General features: G+C 67.8%; 14 protein-coding genes and 1 pseudogene. 10 read left to right on the top strand and 5 right to left on the bottom strand.

From position 1 onward, the window contains the following. Positions 1-73: 73 nt before the first annotated feature. The 4 genes from EB084_06425 (at position 74) to EB084_06410 (ending at position 4,295) form a co-directional block, all read left to right on the top strand. Positions 74-544 (top strand): hypothetical protein, encoded by a 471-nt coding sequence (locus EB084_06425; protein ID NDD27882.1) that lies wholly within the window; start codon positions 74-76, stop codon positions 542-544. A 21-nt stretch (positions 545-565) separates the two neighbouring features. Then, positions 566-1,801: a radical SAM protein gene (locus EB084_06420; GenBank protein ID NDD27881.1), complete on the top strand. Its 1,236-nt coding sequence runs from the start codon at positions 566-568 to the stop codon at positions 1,799-1,801. Continuing rightward, positions 1,802-3,166: a hypothetical protein gene (locus tag EB084_06415; GenBank protein ID NDD27880.1), complete on the top strand. Its 1,365-nt coding sequence runs from the start codon at positions 1,802-1,804 to the stop codon at positions 3,164-3,166. It abuts the gene before it with no gap. A 79-nt stretch (positions 3,167-3,245) separates the two neighbouring features. Then, on the top strand, positions 3,246-4,295 hold the full coding sequence (locus EB084_06410; protein NDD27879.1) for a hypothetical protein: 1,050 nt from the start codon (positions 3,246-3,248) through the stop codon (positions 4,293-4,295). On the opposite strand, the gene EB084_06405 is transcribed toward EB084_06410, so the two are convergent. Beyond that, complete coding sequence (locus tag EB084_06405; protein ID NDD27878.1) at positions 4,286-5,113, bottom strand: hypothetical protein; 828 nt, start codon at positions 5,111-5,113, stop codon at positions 4,286-4,288. The genes EB084_06410 and EB084_06405 overlap by 10 nt on opposite strands. Positions 5,114-5,326: 213 nt before the next feature. On the opposite strand from EB084_06405, the gene EB084_06400 reads away from it, so the two are divergent. After that, positions 5,327-5,998, top strand: coding sequence for a peptidase S16 (locus EB084_06400; GenBank protein NDD27877.1), 672 nt, complete (start codon positions 5,327-5,329; stop codon positions 5,996-5,998). A 17-nt stretch (positions 5,999-6,015) separates the two neighbouring features. Here the strand turns inward: EB084_06400 and EB084_06395 are convergent, their stop codons facing one another. After that, positions 6,016-6,921, bottom strand: coding sequence for a CHASE2 domain-containing protein (locus tag EB084_06395; protein NDD27876.1), 906 nt, complete (start codon positions 6,919-6,921; stop codon positions 6,016-6,018). A 143-nt stretch (positions 6,922-7,064) separates the two neighbouring features. Between EB084_06395 and EB084_06390 the strand changes: the two genes are divergently transcribed. Together EB084_06390 and EB084_06385 are read left to right on the top strand one after the other, a co-directional pair. Beyond that, positions 7,065-8,369: a hypothetical protein gene (locus EB084_06390; GenBank protein NDD27875.1), complete on the top strand. Its 1,305-nt coding sequence runs from the start codon at positions 7,065-7,067 to the stop codon at positions 8,367-8,369. Positions 8,370-8,373: 4 nt separating this feature from the next. Next, a complete protein-coding gene (locus EB084_06385; protein ID NDD27874.1) occupies positions 8,374-9,306 on the top strand; it encodes a MoxR family ATPase in 933 nt (310 codons plus the stop codon). Positions 9,307-9,323: 17 nt separating this feature from the next. On the opposite strand, the gene EB084_06380 is transcribed toward EB084_06385, so the two are convergent. The 3 genes from EB084_06380 to EB084_06370 are packed head-to-tail and all read right to left on the bottom strand — an operon-like array spanning position 9,324 to position 12,898. Next, positions 9,324-9,866, bottom strand: a complete 543-nt coding sequence (locus EB084_06380; GenBank protein ID NDD27873.1) for an adenine phosphoribosyltransferase — start codon at positions 9,864-9,866, stop codon at positions 9,324-9,326. Between the two features lie 6 nt (positions 9,867-9,872). Beyond that, positions 9,873-12,551: a hypothetical protein gene (locus EB084_06375; GenBank protein NDD27872.1), complete on the bottom strand. Its 2,679-nt coding sequence runs from the start codon at positions 12,549-12,551 to the stop codon at positions 9,873-9,875. 56 nt (positions 12,552-12,607) lie between these two features. Further along, positions 12,608-12,898, bottom strand: coding sequence for a DUF503 domain-containing protein (locus EB084_06370; protein NDD27871.1), 291 nt, complete (start codon positions 12,896-12,898; stop codon positions 12,608-12,610). 281 nt (positions 12,899-13,179) lie between these two features. Between EB084_06370 and EB084_06365 the strand changes: the two are divergent. From EB084_06365 to EB084_06355, 3 genes and pseudogenes are all read left to right on the top strand, one after another. After that, positions 13,180-13,344: pseudogene (locus EB084_06365) on the top strand (DNA-directed RNA polymerase subunit omega). A gap of 729 nt (positions 13,345-14,073) precedes the next feature. Further along, entirely contained in the window at positions 14,074-15,660 is a 1,587-nt protein-coding gene (locus tag EB084_06360; GenBank protein NDD27870.1) for an NAD(P)/FAD-dependent oxidoreductase, read from the top strand. A 1-nt stretch (position 15,661) separates the two neighbouring features. Continuing rightward, positions 15,662-17,130: NAD(P)/FAD-dependent oxidoreductase (locus tag EB084_06355; protein ID NDD27869.1), on the top strand; the 1,469-nt coding region annotated here is incomplete at its 3' end.

Genomic DNA, 17,130 nt, shown 5'->3' with positions numbered 1-17,130 from the left:
CTATCTCGCAAGTCCTCAGTGGCTCCCAGAAGAGCCATCGGTGGTCTGTCTGAGCGGTCGCCAAGGCAGACCCGTGAAGCGCGATATCCGAAAAGATGACGAGTACGAGCTCTCTCTGCTCACTGTCTCACGTCCCGAACCCCGGCTGAAGCGCCTGCTCGTGGCAGCCGCGGCCGCCGCTGCTGTCGTGGTGCCGGCCTCCGCGCGAAGCGCTGCCGCCGAGACGCGCAGAGATGCCGGCGCCGCTTCCGCGCAGCCGGAGGGGCGAACCCCTCCGGCCAGCCGTCCCTACGACTGCGGCCCTCCCACCTCTCGTCTGTCGACCAGTGCGCCGCGCGCGCAGCAGTCGCTCGAGCCCCTTCGCGACAAGCGAGGGCAGCCCGTCGAGCTGGGCGCCTACCACACCAACACCGTTCCGCACACCAACAACTTCACGGCGCACACGAACACTCCGCCTCACACCAACGTGTGGCAGAACCACAGCAACATCCCTACGTTCACGGTCCCGCACACCAACGTGGTGCCCGGCGACTTCATCTTCTAGCCGCGTAGAGAGAACCTGCCCATGCTCGAGCTCAGGGGGCCCGTCGTCGCGGCCCTCGAAGTCACTCCCGCCGGTCCGGCGTGGTCTGGCCACGCCTATTTCAAGGGTGAGACGCGCCCTCCGCTGACGCCGTCACAGTGGGGCGATGTCGTCGAGAAGCTGGGCGCGTACGTCAGCGAGTTCCGCGTGTGCGGAGGCGAACCCACGACCCGACCCGACCTCCTCGAGATCCTCGACCATCTCGAGCGCGCCAAGCGCCCCTACCACATCTTCACGACGGGCGTGTGGTCAGATCGTCCGAGCCTCCTGCTCGGGCTCAAGAAGCTCACCTACATCCAGTCGTTCCTCGTCTACCTGCACGGCCACGATGCGGAGACCCACGGCGCCTTCACCGGCAACGCGGAAGAGTTCGACGAGGTGGTGAAGACCATCGAGCTGGTGGCCGCCACCGGCCTCGAGGTGAACACGAGCACCGTGATCACGCGCCAGAACGCAGCCCACGCCGAGGCACTGGTCGACCTCGCAAACCGCCGAGGGGCCCGGCACGCCGTATTCAACCGCTACGTCGGACCGCCCCGCCCCGACGTGGAACCCGATCGCGACACGCTCAAGGCAGCGCTGGCATCGCTCGACGACATGCGCCAGCTCGGCTACAACGTGGCCCTCGGAACCTGCGTGCCCGCCTGTTACAACGAGTCGTTCTCGCAAGGCTGCTCAGCGGGCATCACCTACTGCGCCGTCGATCCGTGGGGCCAGATGCGACCCTGCGACCACTCGCCAACTCGGGTGGGGAACGTTCTCGAGCACAAAGTTCTCGACATCTGGCGTGGAAAGGCCATGCGCGCGTGGCGCAACCGTCTGCCGAGCGCCTGCACGACGTGCAGCAAGGTCACCTTCTGCCCCGGTGGATGCCGCTCGGAAGCCGAGCTCCTGGGGGTCGACCACGACCCGCTCATCGGTTCGCCCCTTCCCGTGGAGCCGCCCGCTCTGCTCGAGGTCACCCTCGAAGAAGACCTCTGCCCGCTTCCCAAGTACGACATCCGCGAAGAAGACTTCGGCTGGTCGCTCATCCGACAGACCCACGTCATCCCCGTGACCAAGAAGGCCGGCACCCTGCTGTACGCCTTCGACGGCAAGACCACGCTCGCCGACATCGAGAAGCGCTTCGGAGCCGCCGCCCTCTCGTTCGTGTACTCGCTCTACGAGCGCAACTTCGTCGATTTCCGGCCCCGTGACATGGCCGAGATCACCCCCTAGATGCAGCCGCAGGTCTTGACCCGCCCTGGTCCCGGCGCCCCCTATCAGCGCCTCGACTCGGTATGGATGAGCCGGGTGCGTCGAAGCGGCTGGCAGGGGTGGACCCTCCTCGCCGGGGGCGACGACGTCATGGACCAGTCGATACTCTTCTGGCAGGAAGGAAAAGGACCGAGCCGCAGCCTGAGCCTCACCCTGCGGGTACGCCAGGGCAGCGACCGCAAGGTTCGTGACGCTCTGTCGGGAAAGCCCCGCCTCGACATGTATCGCGGGAGCATCCCCTACCCGCGAAAGCAGATCGTGGCCGGCGAGGTGCACCCCCTCGACCGGCAGTGGGCGCTCATGGCGGGCACCGCCCTCGACGTCCAAATCGACGCACGGCTCCGCATCCGCTACCTCCCGTACGAAGACGCGGCTTCGTCCGACGTCCTCCCCTACTCTGCGCAGGGGTGCCTCACCGTGGTCCTCGAGGGGGCCCAGGGGCACATCGACGAGGTCACGCCCATGCTGCTGCTGCTGCGCAACGAGCTCGGGCTCGACACCCGCCTGTCGACCGCCGCCGACCTCGAGATGCTGTATCTGCGCAAGGTGGCCTGGGCCATGCGCGTCGATCTCGACACGCTCGAGCAGAGCGCGAGTGGAACGCCGAAAGAGCGGCTCGAAGCCCTGCGCGCCGAGGTCTCACGGGCGCTCTCCGTCGACGATGTGACCCGCGTTCCGGGCTATTCTCACGCACCGCACTTCGGCACCGCCTTCAACCCCTGGACCTCGACCATCGGCGCCGGTGAAGCCGGTTGGCCCCACTGGTTCCGCTTCGACGTCGAGCCGCTGCTCCAAGGGCCGCTGGGCTCCTGCTTCCTGGGTCACGACCTCGCGGCCAGCCCGACCCACGTCGCCGACCGCGTGGCGCGGGTCTTTCGCTCGACCGGACACCTGCTCTCCGCGGAGGAGCGGTGGCTTCGGCTGGGCACCCCCAGCCAGTCCATCCACCTGCACCACGGTCAGCGCGGCGCCGGCGCCTATCTGCCGCTACGGCTCATCCCCGACGACAGGAGCGCGTCTCTCGTCTTCGACATCCGCCTGCTCCAGCGCGCCGACGCCATCGCCCTCGACGCCGAAGCGGGAGCACCATCTCCCCAGAACCTCACCGAGCGCCTGCCCCTCGACGCGCTGCACCCGGATCGCCCGTGCGGCATCTACTTCAAGCGCGGCGTCTCGCTGATGGACTCGCTCGTGCGCATCAACCTCCCACGCGAGGCAGATCGAGAGCGAGTGCTCCACACCCTGCGCCTGGTTGGCATCGAGCAGCTCGGCGGACGCCCCGTCGATGAGGCGATCCAGATCGTCGGCGAACATGGCGGTCGCTAGCGCCAGCGACTGCGCAGCCCTCGCCCACGCTCCGCCCACGACAGCACCGCCACGGGCCTGGCATCTCTTCTCCCCGGAGATCGACGTGGCGGTGTTCGCGGGAAGCGCGGCACTGTCTCTGCTGGCGGTGATCATCGGCCAGCACGCGGGGCTTGTTCGCGAAGACGCCCCGGAGTGGGCGTGGATCGCCGGCGTGCTGCTGGTCGACGTGGCCCACGTGTACGCCACCGTGTTCCGCGTGTACGCCGATCCGGAAGAGCTGTCACGCGCGCCGCTGCGCTACACGGCCCTGCCGGTCTGCGGGCTCCTCATCGGCATCGCGCTCTATGCCGCCGGCGGCGAGCGGCTGTTCTGGCGCGCGCTCGCCTACATGGCCGTGTTCCACTTCGTTCGCCAGCAGTACGGCTGGGTCGCGCTCTACCGGGCCCGCCTCGGGGAGCGCAGCGCCTGGGGGCGTCGCATCGACAGCCTGGCCATCCACATGGCCGCGATCTATCCGCTGCTGTACTGGCACGCCCATCTGCCACGACGGTTCTGGTGGTTCGTGAACGGAGATTTCATCGCGCTTCCGGTGCTCTGGGACCCTGTGCTGCGCATCGCCCGCATCGCGTACGTGGGATCGCTGCTGGCCTACACCGCTCGAGCCGTTCTGCAGCACAGGCGCGGATTCACCAATCCAGGCAAGCACATGGTCGTGCTCACCACCGCCATGTGCTGGTACGTGGGCATCGTGGCGCTCGACTCAGACTATGCCTTCACCGTCACCAACGTGCTCATACACGGCATTCCCTACCTGGCGCTGATCTACGCCTACGGGTGCGATCGCGAGCAGCATCCGCCGCGGCCCGGGCTCTACCGCCTCTTCCGCCAGGGCCCTCTCGCTTTTCTCGCGCTTCTGTGGCTTGCTGCCTTCGTAGAGGAGATGCTCTGGGACCGCGCCGTGTGGCACGCGCGCCCCGAGATCTTCGGGGGCGCGTGGCATCTCAGCGCAACCGCGCTCACGGTCGTCGTTCCGCTGCTCGCGCTGCCGCAGCTGGTGCACTACCTGCTCGACGGCTTCGTCTGGAGGCGTCGCTCCGCGCCGTTCATGGCACGGCTGCTGGCAAGCGACGCCCCTCCTCAGTCGTAGACCGGCACAGCGGTCGTGGAAGGCGTCTCGCCGTGCTTGATGCGCGAGGTCAGATCGCTGGCGCGCTTCACCCGATCCGGCGTGGGCGGATGGTTGTCGGTGAGCGATGTGAGCAGCTGGGCCAGCTTTGATGAGCGCTGTCGCGCCTCGAGCTTTTCGAAGCGCGCGAGCAGGCGCGCCAGGCCGTCCGGGTCGAACCCGGCGCGGGCGGCGTAGATGACGCCGTAGTAATCGGCCTCGTACTCGAGCTGCGGGCTGAAGCGCTTGCACAGATAGAACAAGATGGGAATCTGGGCCAGCGTGCGCAGCGAGCTGCGCTTCGTCATCTGGTTGATGCGGCTCTGCAGGATCTTGTTCGCCTCGAGGTTTCGCGCCCCATGGCGTCGCGCGGCGTGGGCGATCTCGTGCCCCATCACGCAGGCCAGCTCATCGTCATCGACCCCGAGATCGATGAGTCCGCGAGTCACGAACGTGCGCCCTCCCGGCGCGCAGAACGCGTTGATGACCTTGGTGTCGAGGAGATCGACCGTGAAGCTCTGTCGCAGCTTGGAAGACTCGTGCCGATCGCTCACCTCGAACAGCTTCAAGGCGATGCGCCTCACGCGACGCTCCTGGTCGGCGTTCCTCCACACCGGATAGCGCCGCTGCATCTCCCCCGCAACCTTGTTTCCCAGCTCGATCTCCTCTGAGATGGTCACAGGGCTGACGGCCGTCGCCGTACCCCCGGCTGGCGCCGCAAGCCCCGCCCCCGCGCCCGCCACGACGAGCGTGAGCGCGATGAGCAATCGGCAGAACCCGTATCGAAGGTTGATGGTCACGAGATTCCTCCGTCGATGGATGTGGCCTCCGCGCAGTGAGGGCTCGCGCCATGGGCTGCACGCAGACGATGGGCTGAGGTCTCACAGAGAGCCTCACGGAACGACCCGCTTGACCCCCGCTGGGTTTCGCCCCACCTCGGCGTCACCGCGGCAGCCGCGTGCGATGACGGGTGGGAAGATGGCGCAGGGTTCCCGGGGAGAACAGGGAATGGCTTGGAGATGGGCGATATCAGACGCATTCCCCTGTTCCCCCTGGGCACGGTACTTTACCCGGAGATGTGGCTCCCCCTGCAGATCTTTGAGCCGCGCTACAAAACCCTTCTCGCCGACATCGGCCTGGCGGAGGGGTGCTTTGGGGTTGTTCTCATCCGCGACGGCGCCGAGGTCGGGGGCGCAGCCGAGCCTCATCGCGTAGGCACGCTCACCCGCATCACCAAAGCCGCGCCGCTCCCCGATCAGCGCATCTTCATCCAGACGCAGGGTCAGCAGAGGTTCCGCGTTGTCTCGCTGAACCACGACAAGCCCTATCTGCAGGGCGACGTGGAGATGCTCGATTCCCCCCCACCGGACCCGGCGCGGGTGCGCGAGCCGATGGCACGGGTAGAGCGAGGCTACGCCGCCTACATCGAGGCGGTGCGCGCCCTGGGAGGCCAGATCAGCGAGGCCCCGCCCACCCATCCGGATCCGGTGGCGTTCTCGTGGCTCGTGGCTTCAACGCTTCTCGTCTCCCCCGCGGTGCAGCAGGAGCTGCTCGAGATCGACGCGGTTGACCATCGTCTGGCGCGTGAGGCCGAGCTCCTCGAGGAGATCGTTCGGGGGCTTCGTCAACGTGCCGAGCGAAAAGCCGGCGGGCGCCCGAAGAACCTCCCGTTCTCCCTCAACTGAGCGCCGCGACCAGGCGATCACGGGCGTCCCGTGGGGTGGTCGAGCGCGCGAAACATCTTCTCGAGCAGAATCGCGAGCGCCTCGACGTGGGCCTTCATCACCCAGGCGGGAATGCTCCAGTCCTCGAAGATGAGCTCCTCACCATTTCGGGGAGACGGGGTGACGCCCACGAGCACGATGGCGCCGTCGAGCTCACGCAGCGACACCTCTCCGCTCAGCACACGCGCGTACGAATAGAGACGAATGCGGGAATCGCCGTCGATGGCCAGGCGACGGGTGTCTGAGGGCTCACTCGTGAACACGCCGCCCGGCGTGGGAAGGCGCCAGTCACCCACCCAGGTGGCGTCGGGGCCGGCCGCCCGAGGCCAGCGCCGAAGGCGCAGCGCATCGGTCATGAGCCCCATGAGAAGGTGGGGCATCTTCGCTGTGCCGACCGGCGAGACGCGCACGCCACCCACGAAGTGCTCGCCTTGCTCTATCGAGGGAACGCCGACGCGCCAGCCCGCCGCCTGGGCAAACAGCGCAAGCGGACGGGCGGGATCAGACGCCTTCTGCGAGAGCGGGCTCGCGATGAGCCAGGTGCGGCGGCTGCGCGCGATGGCGCGCGCGAACGCCAGATCACCGGAGGGCGTGCCGGCATCGCCGAAGTAGAGGTCGAACGCGACCAGACGGGCGCCAGCGCTCAGAAGGCGCGCGAGCAGCCGCGCGTGCACGGCGCGGTCGAAGGGGAAGCCCCCGAGCCGCTTCACAGAGGCGCTGTCGATGCAGACCACCGCCACGCGAGGCCAGACGCGAGATGGCGGCGCTTTGTACGGTCCCTTCGGCCGCGGCGCCTCGGCTGACGCCGGCGCGCGCCCAACGAGCACGACGAGGAGAGCGAGCAAGGCAACACGAGCCCAGGCCTTGGCGAGGTGCATGGGCATGACGTTGGCTGTCGATCGGAGAGTTCCCCTGCGCCATCCGTCTCCCGCGCCTGCAGATGAACGCCGCTCCCGAAGCGCGAGACGACGTGCGAGGAATTCGAGGTCCGGTCTGGAAGTAGTCGTTCAACTCTGATTCGAAAGGCATGCCGATGAGCGCATCCGCCGCCGCAAGCAGAAGGGTGTTCCAGAACGGCGAGCGCCCTCCCGAAACGCTGACCCACCGCAAGAGCGTGGCCATCGGCGACCTGCACGGCGACTTCTACCGTCTGACCCGTCTCCTCGAGGAAGAAGACATCCTCATCCCGAGCACGTTTGCGTGGAACCCCCGCGCCTGCAATGTCGACCTCATCCTCATCGGCGACTACGTCGACTGGCGCGGCGAGCCGCTCGAAGGCAGCGCCGATCGCGCAAGCGACGGAGCCCGCCGCATCCTCGAACTGCTCCACAGCCTCGACCGTCAGGTGCGCGAGCTTCGCGAGCAGTACGCCGACTTCGACGGCCGCATCTATGTGCTGCGTGGCAACCACGATGACATGATGCTCGACGCGCTGAAGGTGCTCGACTTCATGAGCACCAGCCAGCTCGAGTCGATGATGCGAAACCATCATCACTACCTCATGAAGTTCCGGGGCGCCATGGTCTCCATGGGGCTGGGCGGCGAGCAGCTCGAGACCATGATGAAGTTCCTCAACTGGTTCGTGCAGGGCGGCCGCACCACCCTCGAAGGCTGGGAGTCGCTCGAGGCCTGGAAGCGCGACATGGACGGCGAGCTGGGCACCTGGCTCCGCCACGACCTTCTCCTCGGCGCTGTGGTCAACAACCGGCTCTACGCCCACACCGCGCCGGATCTGGCCGAGTTCTGGCGACCGCTCCACGAGCTCCGCGAGCTGCCCGCCATCGATCAGTCGCGCATGCGCGAGTCGTTCCTGTGGTCTCGCAAGCTGTGGGGCTTCGACTACTACACCGGAAGCCGCTCCGAGCCGTTCAGCGAGGCTGAGCTCGACCGCATGCTCTCCGGGATCGGCGTGGAGGGCGTGGTGGTGGGGCACACCCCCGTCACCACCGAGACCGAGCCGTTCCTCGCGTACAACGGCAAGGTCATCAACATCGACCTCCATGGCATCCCCGGAAGCCGCGCTCTGGTCGAGACCTACGAGATCGACCCGGCGAGCGTTCGCGGGGTCGACGGCAGCGACGGCCCGCCGCGCATCGTTCTCGACACCGTGACGCTGGCGCCACGACCGGAGCCCCCGCCGAAACCGATGAGGAAACGCGCCTCGCGCAAGGCGGGGCAGTCTGCGTCATCGGCAGAGGCCACCGCGAGCGAGACCGCCCCCACCAACGCCGAGACCCCGCAGAACGAAGAGAAGACCCCCTCCGAGACGACCGCCCCAGACGCGCCGGACAAAGAGGTCACAGCAACCGCAACCACGGCCGCCGACGCCTGACCCCTTGGACGCCATCGCATCGTTCTCACGCCGCGTCGTCGAGAATGTCGAAAAGGTCATCATCGGAAAGCACGAGGAGCTGCGGCTGGTTCTGGTCGCCCTGCTGTGCGAGGGCCATGTGCTGCTCGAAGACGTGCCCGGCGTCGGCAAGACCATGTTGAGCCGCGCTGTGGCGCGCTCGCTGGGCTGCTCGTTTGCGCGCCTGCAGTTCACGCCCGACCTGCTGCCCTCCGACATCGTTGGCGTCACCATCTACAACCAGCAGAGCGCGACCTTCGAGTTCCGCCCTGGCCCCATTCATCATCAGGTCATCCTGGCCGACGAGATCAATCGGGCCACCCCCAAGACCCAGTCTGCCCTGCTCGAGTGCATGGACGAGCGACAGGTCTCGGTAGAAGGCGTGACGAGGCCCATGCCGCGACCCTTCATCGTTCTGGCCACCCAGAACCCCATCGAGTACGAGGGCACCTTCCCACTGCCCGAAGCCCAGCTCGATCGCTTCTTCGTGCGCATCCACCTCGGCTATCCCACGCCAGAGACCGAGAACGAGATGCTGAGGCGCCAGCAGCTCACCCATCCCATCGATGCCCTCGAGCAGGTGGTCACCGCCGAAGAGCTCATCCAGATGCAGCAGCAGGTGCGCCGGGTTCACCTCGATGACGCGCTGCGCCAGTACGTGGTCGACATCGCGCAGGCCACGCGCAGGGCCGAGCCATTGGCCCTGGGGGCGTCGCCACGCGGTTCTATCGCCATGTTCCGAGCCGCGCAGGCGCTGGCCGCCATCGACGGGCGCGACTTCGTGCGACCCGACGACATCAAGGCCGTCACGATTCCCGCTCTCGCCCATCGGCTCATCAGCCGATCGGCGGTGAACCCGCGCGAGACGGCCGAATCGGTGCTCAGGGAGATACTTGAGACGACGCCCGTCCCGACCTGAGCCTGTGCGTCGACCGCTCAGTAGTTCAGAACCGAGTGCACCGTGTAGCCGTCGAGGGCCTGACGCCCGTTGAGGAACCCAAGCTCGATGAGGAAGGCGAACCCGGCCACCGTGCCGCCGACGCGCTCGATGAGATGACCCGCGGCACGCGCCGAACCCCCCGTGGCGATGAGGTCATCGACGATGAGCACGCGGGCGCCCGGCTTGCAGGCGTCGTCGTGCATCTCGAGGGTGTTCTTGCCGTACTCGAGGCTGTAGTCTTGCGAGATGGTCTTGTAGGGGAGCTTGCCGGGCTTTCGCACGGGAATGAGCCCCACCCCGAGGGCGCACGCCATGGGCGCCGCCAGCAGGTAGCCACGCGCCTCGACCGCGGCGATGGCGTCGATGCGGGCCTCGCGGAAGGGGGCCAGCAGGTCGTCCACCGACTGGCGCAGCGCCGACCCGTCTCCGATGAGCGGCATGATGTCCTTGAAGAGGATGCCAGGAATCGGGAAATCCGGGATGTCGCGAACAAAGGTCTTGAGATCGAGTCGTGCGGAAGTGCCGGACGAGGGTTCCACGGGCGTTCAGCCTCCTGAGAGAATGGAGAGGAGTCCTTCCCGCATCTCGGCTTCTTCCCTGCTGAAGAGCGCGCGCATGGGGGTGAACTCGGCGGCGAGGTCACGGTAGCGTGGCCATGTCTTCGATTCCTCGAGCGGGCGACGGGTTCCCGTGATGCGATGGCGCCCCCCTCGCCCGTCGACGGGGGCGAGCACGCCGATCTCGGTGAGCACGCGCAACGCCGCTCGCAGGCTCTCGGGGCGGAGCTCAGGTGCACCCGCCGCCTCGAGAAGCGACGAGAAGCGTGACTCGTCGAGGACCCCCTCTTCGTCGAGCCCCTGGCGAAAGATGCGGAAGATCTGCTCGAGGCGCTCCCGCGGCAGGGTGACCGCGTCGATCAGCGCGGCGTCACGATCGAGCTCGTCGGGGCTGAACAGCACGTGGCAGCACCCACCCTTCCCCACCAGCGGCTGAAGCGCAGCGACAGACGGGGGAGGCGTGAAGAGCACCCAGTGGGCGGCAGAGGTCCGACGAAGCGCCTCCTCCCCGTAGGGGATCACCTGGGCATTCGCGGGCATGCGATCACCGCCCGCGGCCAGCAGGCGCTGCGCGAACGACACCTGGTCGCGACGGCAGAGCACCACCACGGCCTGACCCGCTTCGAGCACCTCGGAGAGATAGCCGCCGTGGCTGTGGTGGCGCCGGGCATCCTCGATGCGCCAGCCCTTCCCCCCCGAGGCTGCGGCGAGGCGCCCTTGCCCGCTCTCCACAAGCGCCCCGTCAGACGACCTGTCATCGCCGGTGCCCGCCGCGAGACCCGCGACGGCGCCCTCGGAAGGCGCCTCGTGCCCATCGCGCAACAGCTCTCGCACAGCCACCCGGATGCGTCGCTCGCCGCGATAGGTCTCGAGCTCGAGAGCAAAGACCATGTCGCAGGTCTCGCCCTCTTCGAGATGCGGCAGGCGCTCGGCCAGCCCGAAGCCGATGCAGCGCAGGCTCACGCCACCCTGAACCGCGTGGAAGCTCCAGTGGCGGTCCTTGACCAGCCGAGGCTTCTTCACGGTCACCCGCCGCGCAACGAAGAGCGGCGCCGGATTTCCCTGGCCGAAGGGCTCGAGCAAGGCGAGCTCCTCGAGCAGACCGAAGTCGATGCTCGACAGCGCGATCTCGGCATCGGCCCGCAGGCCGGGCGACGGAGCGGGGGCCATCTCCCGAACGACCGTCTCGAGGCGCTCACGCAGGATATCGACGTTCTCGGCCGGCATGCTGAAGCCGCCCGCGCGGGGATGCCCACCGAAGTGGGTGAACAGGTCTGCGCAGCGGCGCAGCGCCTCGTACAGATCGACGGAGGCCGGCGCGCGGGCCGAGCCTTTGGCGGTGCCATCACCGAGGAGCGCGATCACCAGGGCGGGGAGGCCGTGGCGATCGAGCAGGCGGTTGGCGGTGATGCCCACCACGCCAGGATGCCAGTCGGCGCCGGCCTCGACGATGACCGCGCGCCCCTCGAGTCCCCGCGCCAGGGCCTGCGCCTCGGCCTCGGTGCGCACCTTGGCCTCGTGCTCCCGACGCCGCTCATTGATGGCCTCGAGCTCGCGCGCCAGGGCCTCGGCGCGCGCCGCGTCGGTCTCCAGCAGCAGCGCCGCGGCCTTCTCTGCGTGCTCGAGGCGCCCGCTCGCGTTGATGCGCGGCGCGATGCCAAACGCCACCGACACCGCCCGCAGCGCCTCTGAAGGGCGCGCGCCCGTCTGTGCGGCCTCACGCGACGTGAGACCGTCGTCGAATCGCTCGCCTTCCGCGCCCTGCTCTGTGGTCCCGCCTCGCGGTTCTCCAGCGGGCGACCTGGCCTCCACGTCCTCCTCGACGAGCCCGACAACGCGGGCCAGGGCGGCGATGCCCGGGCGCTCGAGCGCCTGCATCACGTTCAGCCCCTCGCGCACGAGCACCCGGTTCTCCCCCACGAGGGGAACCACGTCTCCCACGGTGCCGATGACCACGAGATCGAGATACTGCTCGGGGGTGCGCCCCTTCATTCGGTCAGACAGCCGGTACGAGAGCGCGGTGATGAGCTTGTAGGCCACCCCCACGCCGGACAGATGGGGGAACGGGTACCCTGATCCCGGAGCGCGGGGATTCACGAACGCGTGAGCGGGCGGGGGGGTCGTCACCATGTGATGGTCGGTGATCACGACACACATGCCGAGGGAACGCGCGAGATCGACGACCTCGGGGCTGCTCGATCCGCAATCGACCGAGAGCAGCAGCGTGTAGCCCTCCGCGGCCCCCTTGCGAACCCCCTCGGCGGAGAGGCCGTACCCCTCGTCGACGCGGTGGGGGATGTGGAAGCCCACCGCGGCGCCGATGTCGCGCAGGAACGACACCAGCAGCGCCGTTCCAGAAACGCCGTCGGCGTCGTAGTCGCCGTGCACGAGAATCGGATCGCCTCGACGCACCGCTTCAGCCACCAGATCGGCCGCCTCGGCGATGCCCTCGAGCATCTCGGGCTCGTGCAGCGTGTCGAGGTCGCCCGTGAGGAAATCCTCGGCGGCCTCGACATCCGCGAGTCCCCGGTTCACCATGATCTGCGCCAGCACGGGCGACACCGGGACGGTGAGCGCCTTGCGAAGGCGGGCCACGACATCGGGGGCGGGTCTGGGTAGCACGAGGTCGCTCGCGCGAAGGCGAGTCGACGGCGAGGGCTGGGTCACGCGTCGGCGGCTCCTTGTGGCAGGCTGGGGGCGGCCCGGAAGGCCTCGTCGCGTGCTCAGTACTGCTGGAAGTCGATGGTGGACGCCATGATCTCGACGCTGCCCTGACACTCGATCTGATGCAGGATCTGGTCGAGCACGGATTCGAGAACGTCTCGGCGCTCTCCCACGAAGGCGATGCCGATCTCGCTGCGATGGAGCAGGTCCTGGCTGCCCACCTCGGCCACGGAGATCCCGAAGCGGCTTCGCAGCCGCTCCTTGAGGCTCTTGACGACGTGTCGCTTGCCTTTCAGCGAGTCCGGCTTGTCGAGAAGAAGAAGGTCGAGATGACACGCGCAGACGTACATGCGAAGACGATACCCGATTTCCCGGCTTCTCGCTCACCTCCTGCTCCACCGCGCCGCAAGCGGACGCTGGCACTTCTGCGCAGATTGCCGCGGCGCAAAGAGGAGTTTCGTCGCCTGGGGCGAACCGAGCCCGTTCTGCGCCGCAACCCGGCGCAATGTCGTGTGCACCCGAGATCGTGGAATGACGCCCCTCTCGGCACGTTGCGCCCACCGCAGTGAGCAGCCACAGCGCGCGACCCGAAGCCAACATAAATAGAGATCGAGGGTACTCCGCCGTGTCGATGAACGAACCCAACCTCGACGATCTGTCGAAGCTCATCCCCACCAAGTTCAGCCTTGTGACCCTGGCCATGAAGCGCGCCCGTCAGCTGAAGGCCGGTTCCCGGCCGCTGATCGATACCTGGTCACAGAAGCCCGTGACCATCGCGCTTCAAGAGATCCTCGACGAGAAGGTGCGTCTCGGTCCGCAGCCGCCCTCCGAGGTTCTCGAGCGCGAGGAGCAGGAGGCCATGCTCGAGGCCATCGGTCTCTCCGAGCCCACGAGCGTCTCGGTGACCCGCCGCATGGAAGAGATCTTCGGCCGTGACGAAGACGGCGACGGCGAGTACGACGAAGAGTACTACGAGGAAGAGGAGCGCGAAGACGAAGAGGAAGACGTCGAGCGCGAGAAGGAGCTCCTCGGCGGCGACGAGGAGGAAGACGAGGAGATCGGGGCCGGCGGCCGTCGCGGCGGCTTCGAGGCCGAAGACACCGACACCGACACCGACACCGACACCACCACCACCGACGAAGCGCTCGAGGAAGAGGCGCTCGAGCTCGAGATCGAAGACGAGGGCGACGACGACGACGAAGACGAGGAAGAGGAGGCCGCTGAAGAAGAGGTCGCTCCCTCAGTCGAGATCGAGGCGCCCAAGAAGGCCAGCAAGACGGCCAAGGCCGCGAAGAGCGACGACGAGGAGCCGCCGGCCCCCAAGAAGACCGCCGCAAAGAGCGCGAAAGCCGCGAAGCCGGCCGACGATGAGCCCGCCCCCAAGAAGACGGCGCGCAAGTCGAAGGCCTGATCCCCGCTCTTACGCTGACGACCCCCCAGGAAGAGGCGCCCACCGGAAGAGCGGAGGGCGCCTCTTCTCTTCTCCGATGAGAGACGGAGAGCAACACTCTGTGGAGGACGTACCATGAGACAGCCCCATGACGCCATCATCATCGGCGGCGGCCACAACGGCCTGGTGACCGCAGCCTACCTGGCGCGTGCCGGCCTCGACGTGCTGGTGCTCGAGAAGCGTCACGTGCTGGGCGGAGCGGCGTGCTCCGAAGAGCTGTATCCCGGCTTCACGTTCTCCGTCTGCTCGTACGTGGTGAGCCTGCTGCGCCCCGAGCTGATCAGACAGCTCGACCTCTGTCGGCACGGCCTTGAGATGATCCCGCTGCCCGCCTCGTTCACGCCGTCACTCGACGGGCGGTACCTGCTGCGCACCGACGACGGCAATGAGACCTACCGCGAGATCAGCAAGTTCTCGAAGCTCGACGCCGAGATGTATCCTGAGTTCGGGCGCATGATGACGAAGCTCGCGCGCTTCGTGCGGCCCATTCTCTCGATGACGCCTCCCCCGCTCGACACCTACAACCCAGCCGAGCTCATGAAGATGCTCAAGCTCGGCGCGCGCTTCCGCGGCCTGGGCTCCGACCTCATGTACGACAAGCTGAAGCTGTTCACCATGAGCTCGGTCGACTTTCTCGAAGAGTGGTTCGAGACCGAGATCCTGAAGGCCACCATGTCGGTGAGCGGCATCATCGGAACCTTCCTCGGCGTGCGCTCGCCAGGCACCGCATACGTGCTGCTGCACCACTACATGGGCGAGATCGACGGTGTCATGCGCTCGTGGGGCTTCGCCAAGGGCGGAACGGGCGGCGTGAGCAACGCCATCGCAAACGCGGCGCGCGCGGCGGGGGCGAAGATCCGCACCGAGGCGGGCATCGAGCGCATCCTCACCAAGAACGGGCGGGCCACCGGGGTCGTGCTCGAAGGCGGCGAGGAGATCCACGGCCGCATCGTGGTGTCGAGCCTCGACCCGCATCGCACCTTCCTGCGCCTGCTGCCGGCCAACGAGCTCCCGTCTGAGTTCATTGCGGGCATCCAGAAGTTCAAGATGCGCGGGTCGTCTGGCAAGGTGAACCTCGCCGTCGACCGACTCCCGAACTTCACGTGCCTTCCTGGAGAAGGCAAGCACCTGCGCGGAGACATCGCCATCGCGCCCAGCATCGACTATCTCGAGCGCGCCTACGACGAAGCCAAGTACGGCACGTTCTCGAGCCGGCCCTACATCAACGTGGTCATCCCCTCGCTGGTCGACCCGTCGGTGGCGCCTCCTGGCAAGCACATCGTGTCGTGCTTCGTGCAGTACGCGCCCTACCAGCTGGCTCCCGGCAAGAGCTGGGACACCGAGCGAGAGGCGTTCGGCGACGCGGTGGTCGACACCCTGGCCGAGTACTGCCCCGGCCTCAAGGAGAGCATCCTGTTCCGGCAGGTCGTCACGCCCCTCGACCTCGAGCGCGAGTGGGGGCTCACCGAGGGCAACATCTTCCACGGCGAGCTGTCGCTCGATCAGCTCTTCTTCCTGCGTCCCCATGTCGACGCGGCGCAGTACCGGGCCCCCATACACAGCCTGTACATGTGCGGCTCCGGAACCCACCCGGGCGGCGGAATCATGGGTGCGCCCGGCATGATCGCGGCCCGCGAGATCTTGAAGGATTGGAAGAACTGACATGGCGCACGACTACGATGTCATCGTGATTGGCGGCGGCCACAACGGTCTTGTGGCGGCAACCCAGCTGGCGCGGCAGGGGCGGCGGGTGATTGTTCTCGAGCGCAGGGCCGCGGCAGGCGGGCGTCTGGCCGCCTACAGTCCCTTCCCCGGCTACACGGCCTCCCCGTGCTTCGACGACCCGGGACGTCTTCGTGCGCAGGTTGAGAAGGAACTTGCGCTGGCCCGTCGCGGCCTGCGCTGGCGCAATGCCGATCCCCTCGTTCTGGCGCCCTCGCCGGACCACGGCAAGAGCTCGCTGGCCCTCTGGCGCAATGAGGCGGCGGCCTGCGCCGAGATTGCGCGGTTCTCTCGCCGTGACGCGGAGCGCTGGCCCGAGTACCAGAAGGTGATGCGCAAGGCCGCGTCCTTCGGTGAGCAGATCCAGGAGATGGCGCCCCCCGAGCTCGACACCACCGATCCGTCTCAGCTGCTCGAAGCTGGCCGCCTCGGGCTGCGCTTCCGCATGCTCGGGCGCGACGACATGGTGACGCTGATGCGCCTGGCCACCATGACCATGGTCGACTGGCTCGACGAGTGGTTCGAGACCCCCGTGCTGAAGGCGGCCCTGGCCGCGCCCGCGCTGATGGGCGGCTTCGTGGGCCCCTGGGGCCCCGCCACCGCGGGCCTGCTGGCGTGGCATCAGGCCGCGGGCGTGGGAGAGATACCCGTGGGGGGAACCAGCGCCGTGGTGCGCACCCTTCTCGAGGCCAGCCAGGCCGCGGGCGTCGAGGTTCGCACGTGGGCTGACGTGGCTTCGCTCGAAACCAGCAATGGTCGCGTGAGCGGCGTGCGCCTGGCCGACGGCACCGTGCTCGCCGCGCCCCTCGTGGTGGCCGACGTCGACCCGCGACGCTCGCTGCTCCCGCTCCTGCCCACGGGCAGCGTGCCCGCGGAATACCTGCACGACCTGCGGTCGATAAAATCGCGTGGCATCTGCGCGCGCATGTTCATCGCACTGCGCGAGCTGCCCCGCTTCGCCTGTCTCGAAGCCAGCGAGACCGCGAGACTGGGCGGCCGCATCCACTTCGGCGCCAGCCTGCGCGACGTCGAGGAGGCCTTCGACGACGCGAAGTACGGCAGGTGGTCGAAGCGCCCCCTGATCGAGATGCACATCCCGTCGCTGCACGACACCAACGCGGCGCCCGAGGGGCAGCACCTGCTTTCGCTCACCGTGGCGTCGGCCCCGTGCACCCTGAGCGGCGGCAAGAGCTGGAGCGCCGAGCGCGACGCGTTCAAGGCCAATGTGCTCGAGACCCTGGCGCCGTACATCACCAACCTGCGCGACGCCATGATCGACAGCACGGTGCTCACCCCCGCCGACCTCGAATCGGAGTACGGCCTGGGCGGTGGGCACCTCTACCACGGCGAGCTCGCGCTCGATCAGCTGTTTGTCAGCCGACCCATCGGCAAGAGCCCCCGCTACGCCTC

This window comes from Pseudomonadota bacterium (genome assembly GCA_010028905.1).
Taxonomy (GTDB): Bacteria; Vulcanimicrobiota; Xenobia; order RGZZ01; family RGZZ01; genus RGZZ01.
This window is presented reverse-complemented; position numbering and strand designations above follow the sequence as displayed.

Excerpts from the sequence above, each read along its gene's own strand:
- EB084_06395 (NDD27876.1), bottom strand. The coding sequence starts at position 6,921 with ATGCCCATGCACCTCGCCAAGGCCTGGGCTCGTGTTGCCTTGCTCGCT.
- EB084_06390 (NDD27875.1), top strand. The coding sequence starts at position 7,065 with ATGCCGATGAGCGCATCCGCCGCCGCAAGCAGAAGGGTGTTCCAGAAC.
- EB084_06415 (NDD27880.1), top strand. The coding sequence starts at position 1,802 with ATGCAGCCGCAGGTCTTGACCCGCCCTGGTCCCGGCGCCCCCTATCAG.
- EB084_06420 (NDD27881.1), top strand. The coding sequence starts at position 566 with ATGCTCGAGCTCAGGGGGCCCGTCGTCGCGGCCCTCGAAGTCACTCCC.
- EB084_06370 (NDD27871.1), bottom strand. The coding sequence starts at position 12,898 with ATGTACGTCTGCGCGTGTCATCTCGACCTTCTTCTTCTCGACAAGCCG.
- EB084_06360 (NDD27870.1), top strand. The coding sequence starts at position 14,074 with ATGAGACAGCCCCATGACGCCATCATCATCGGCGGCGGCCACAACGGC.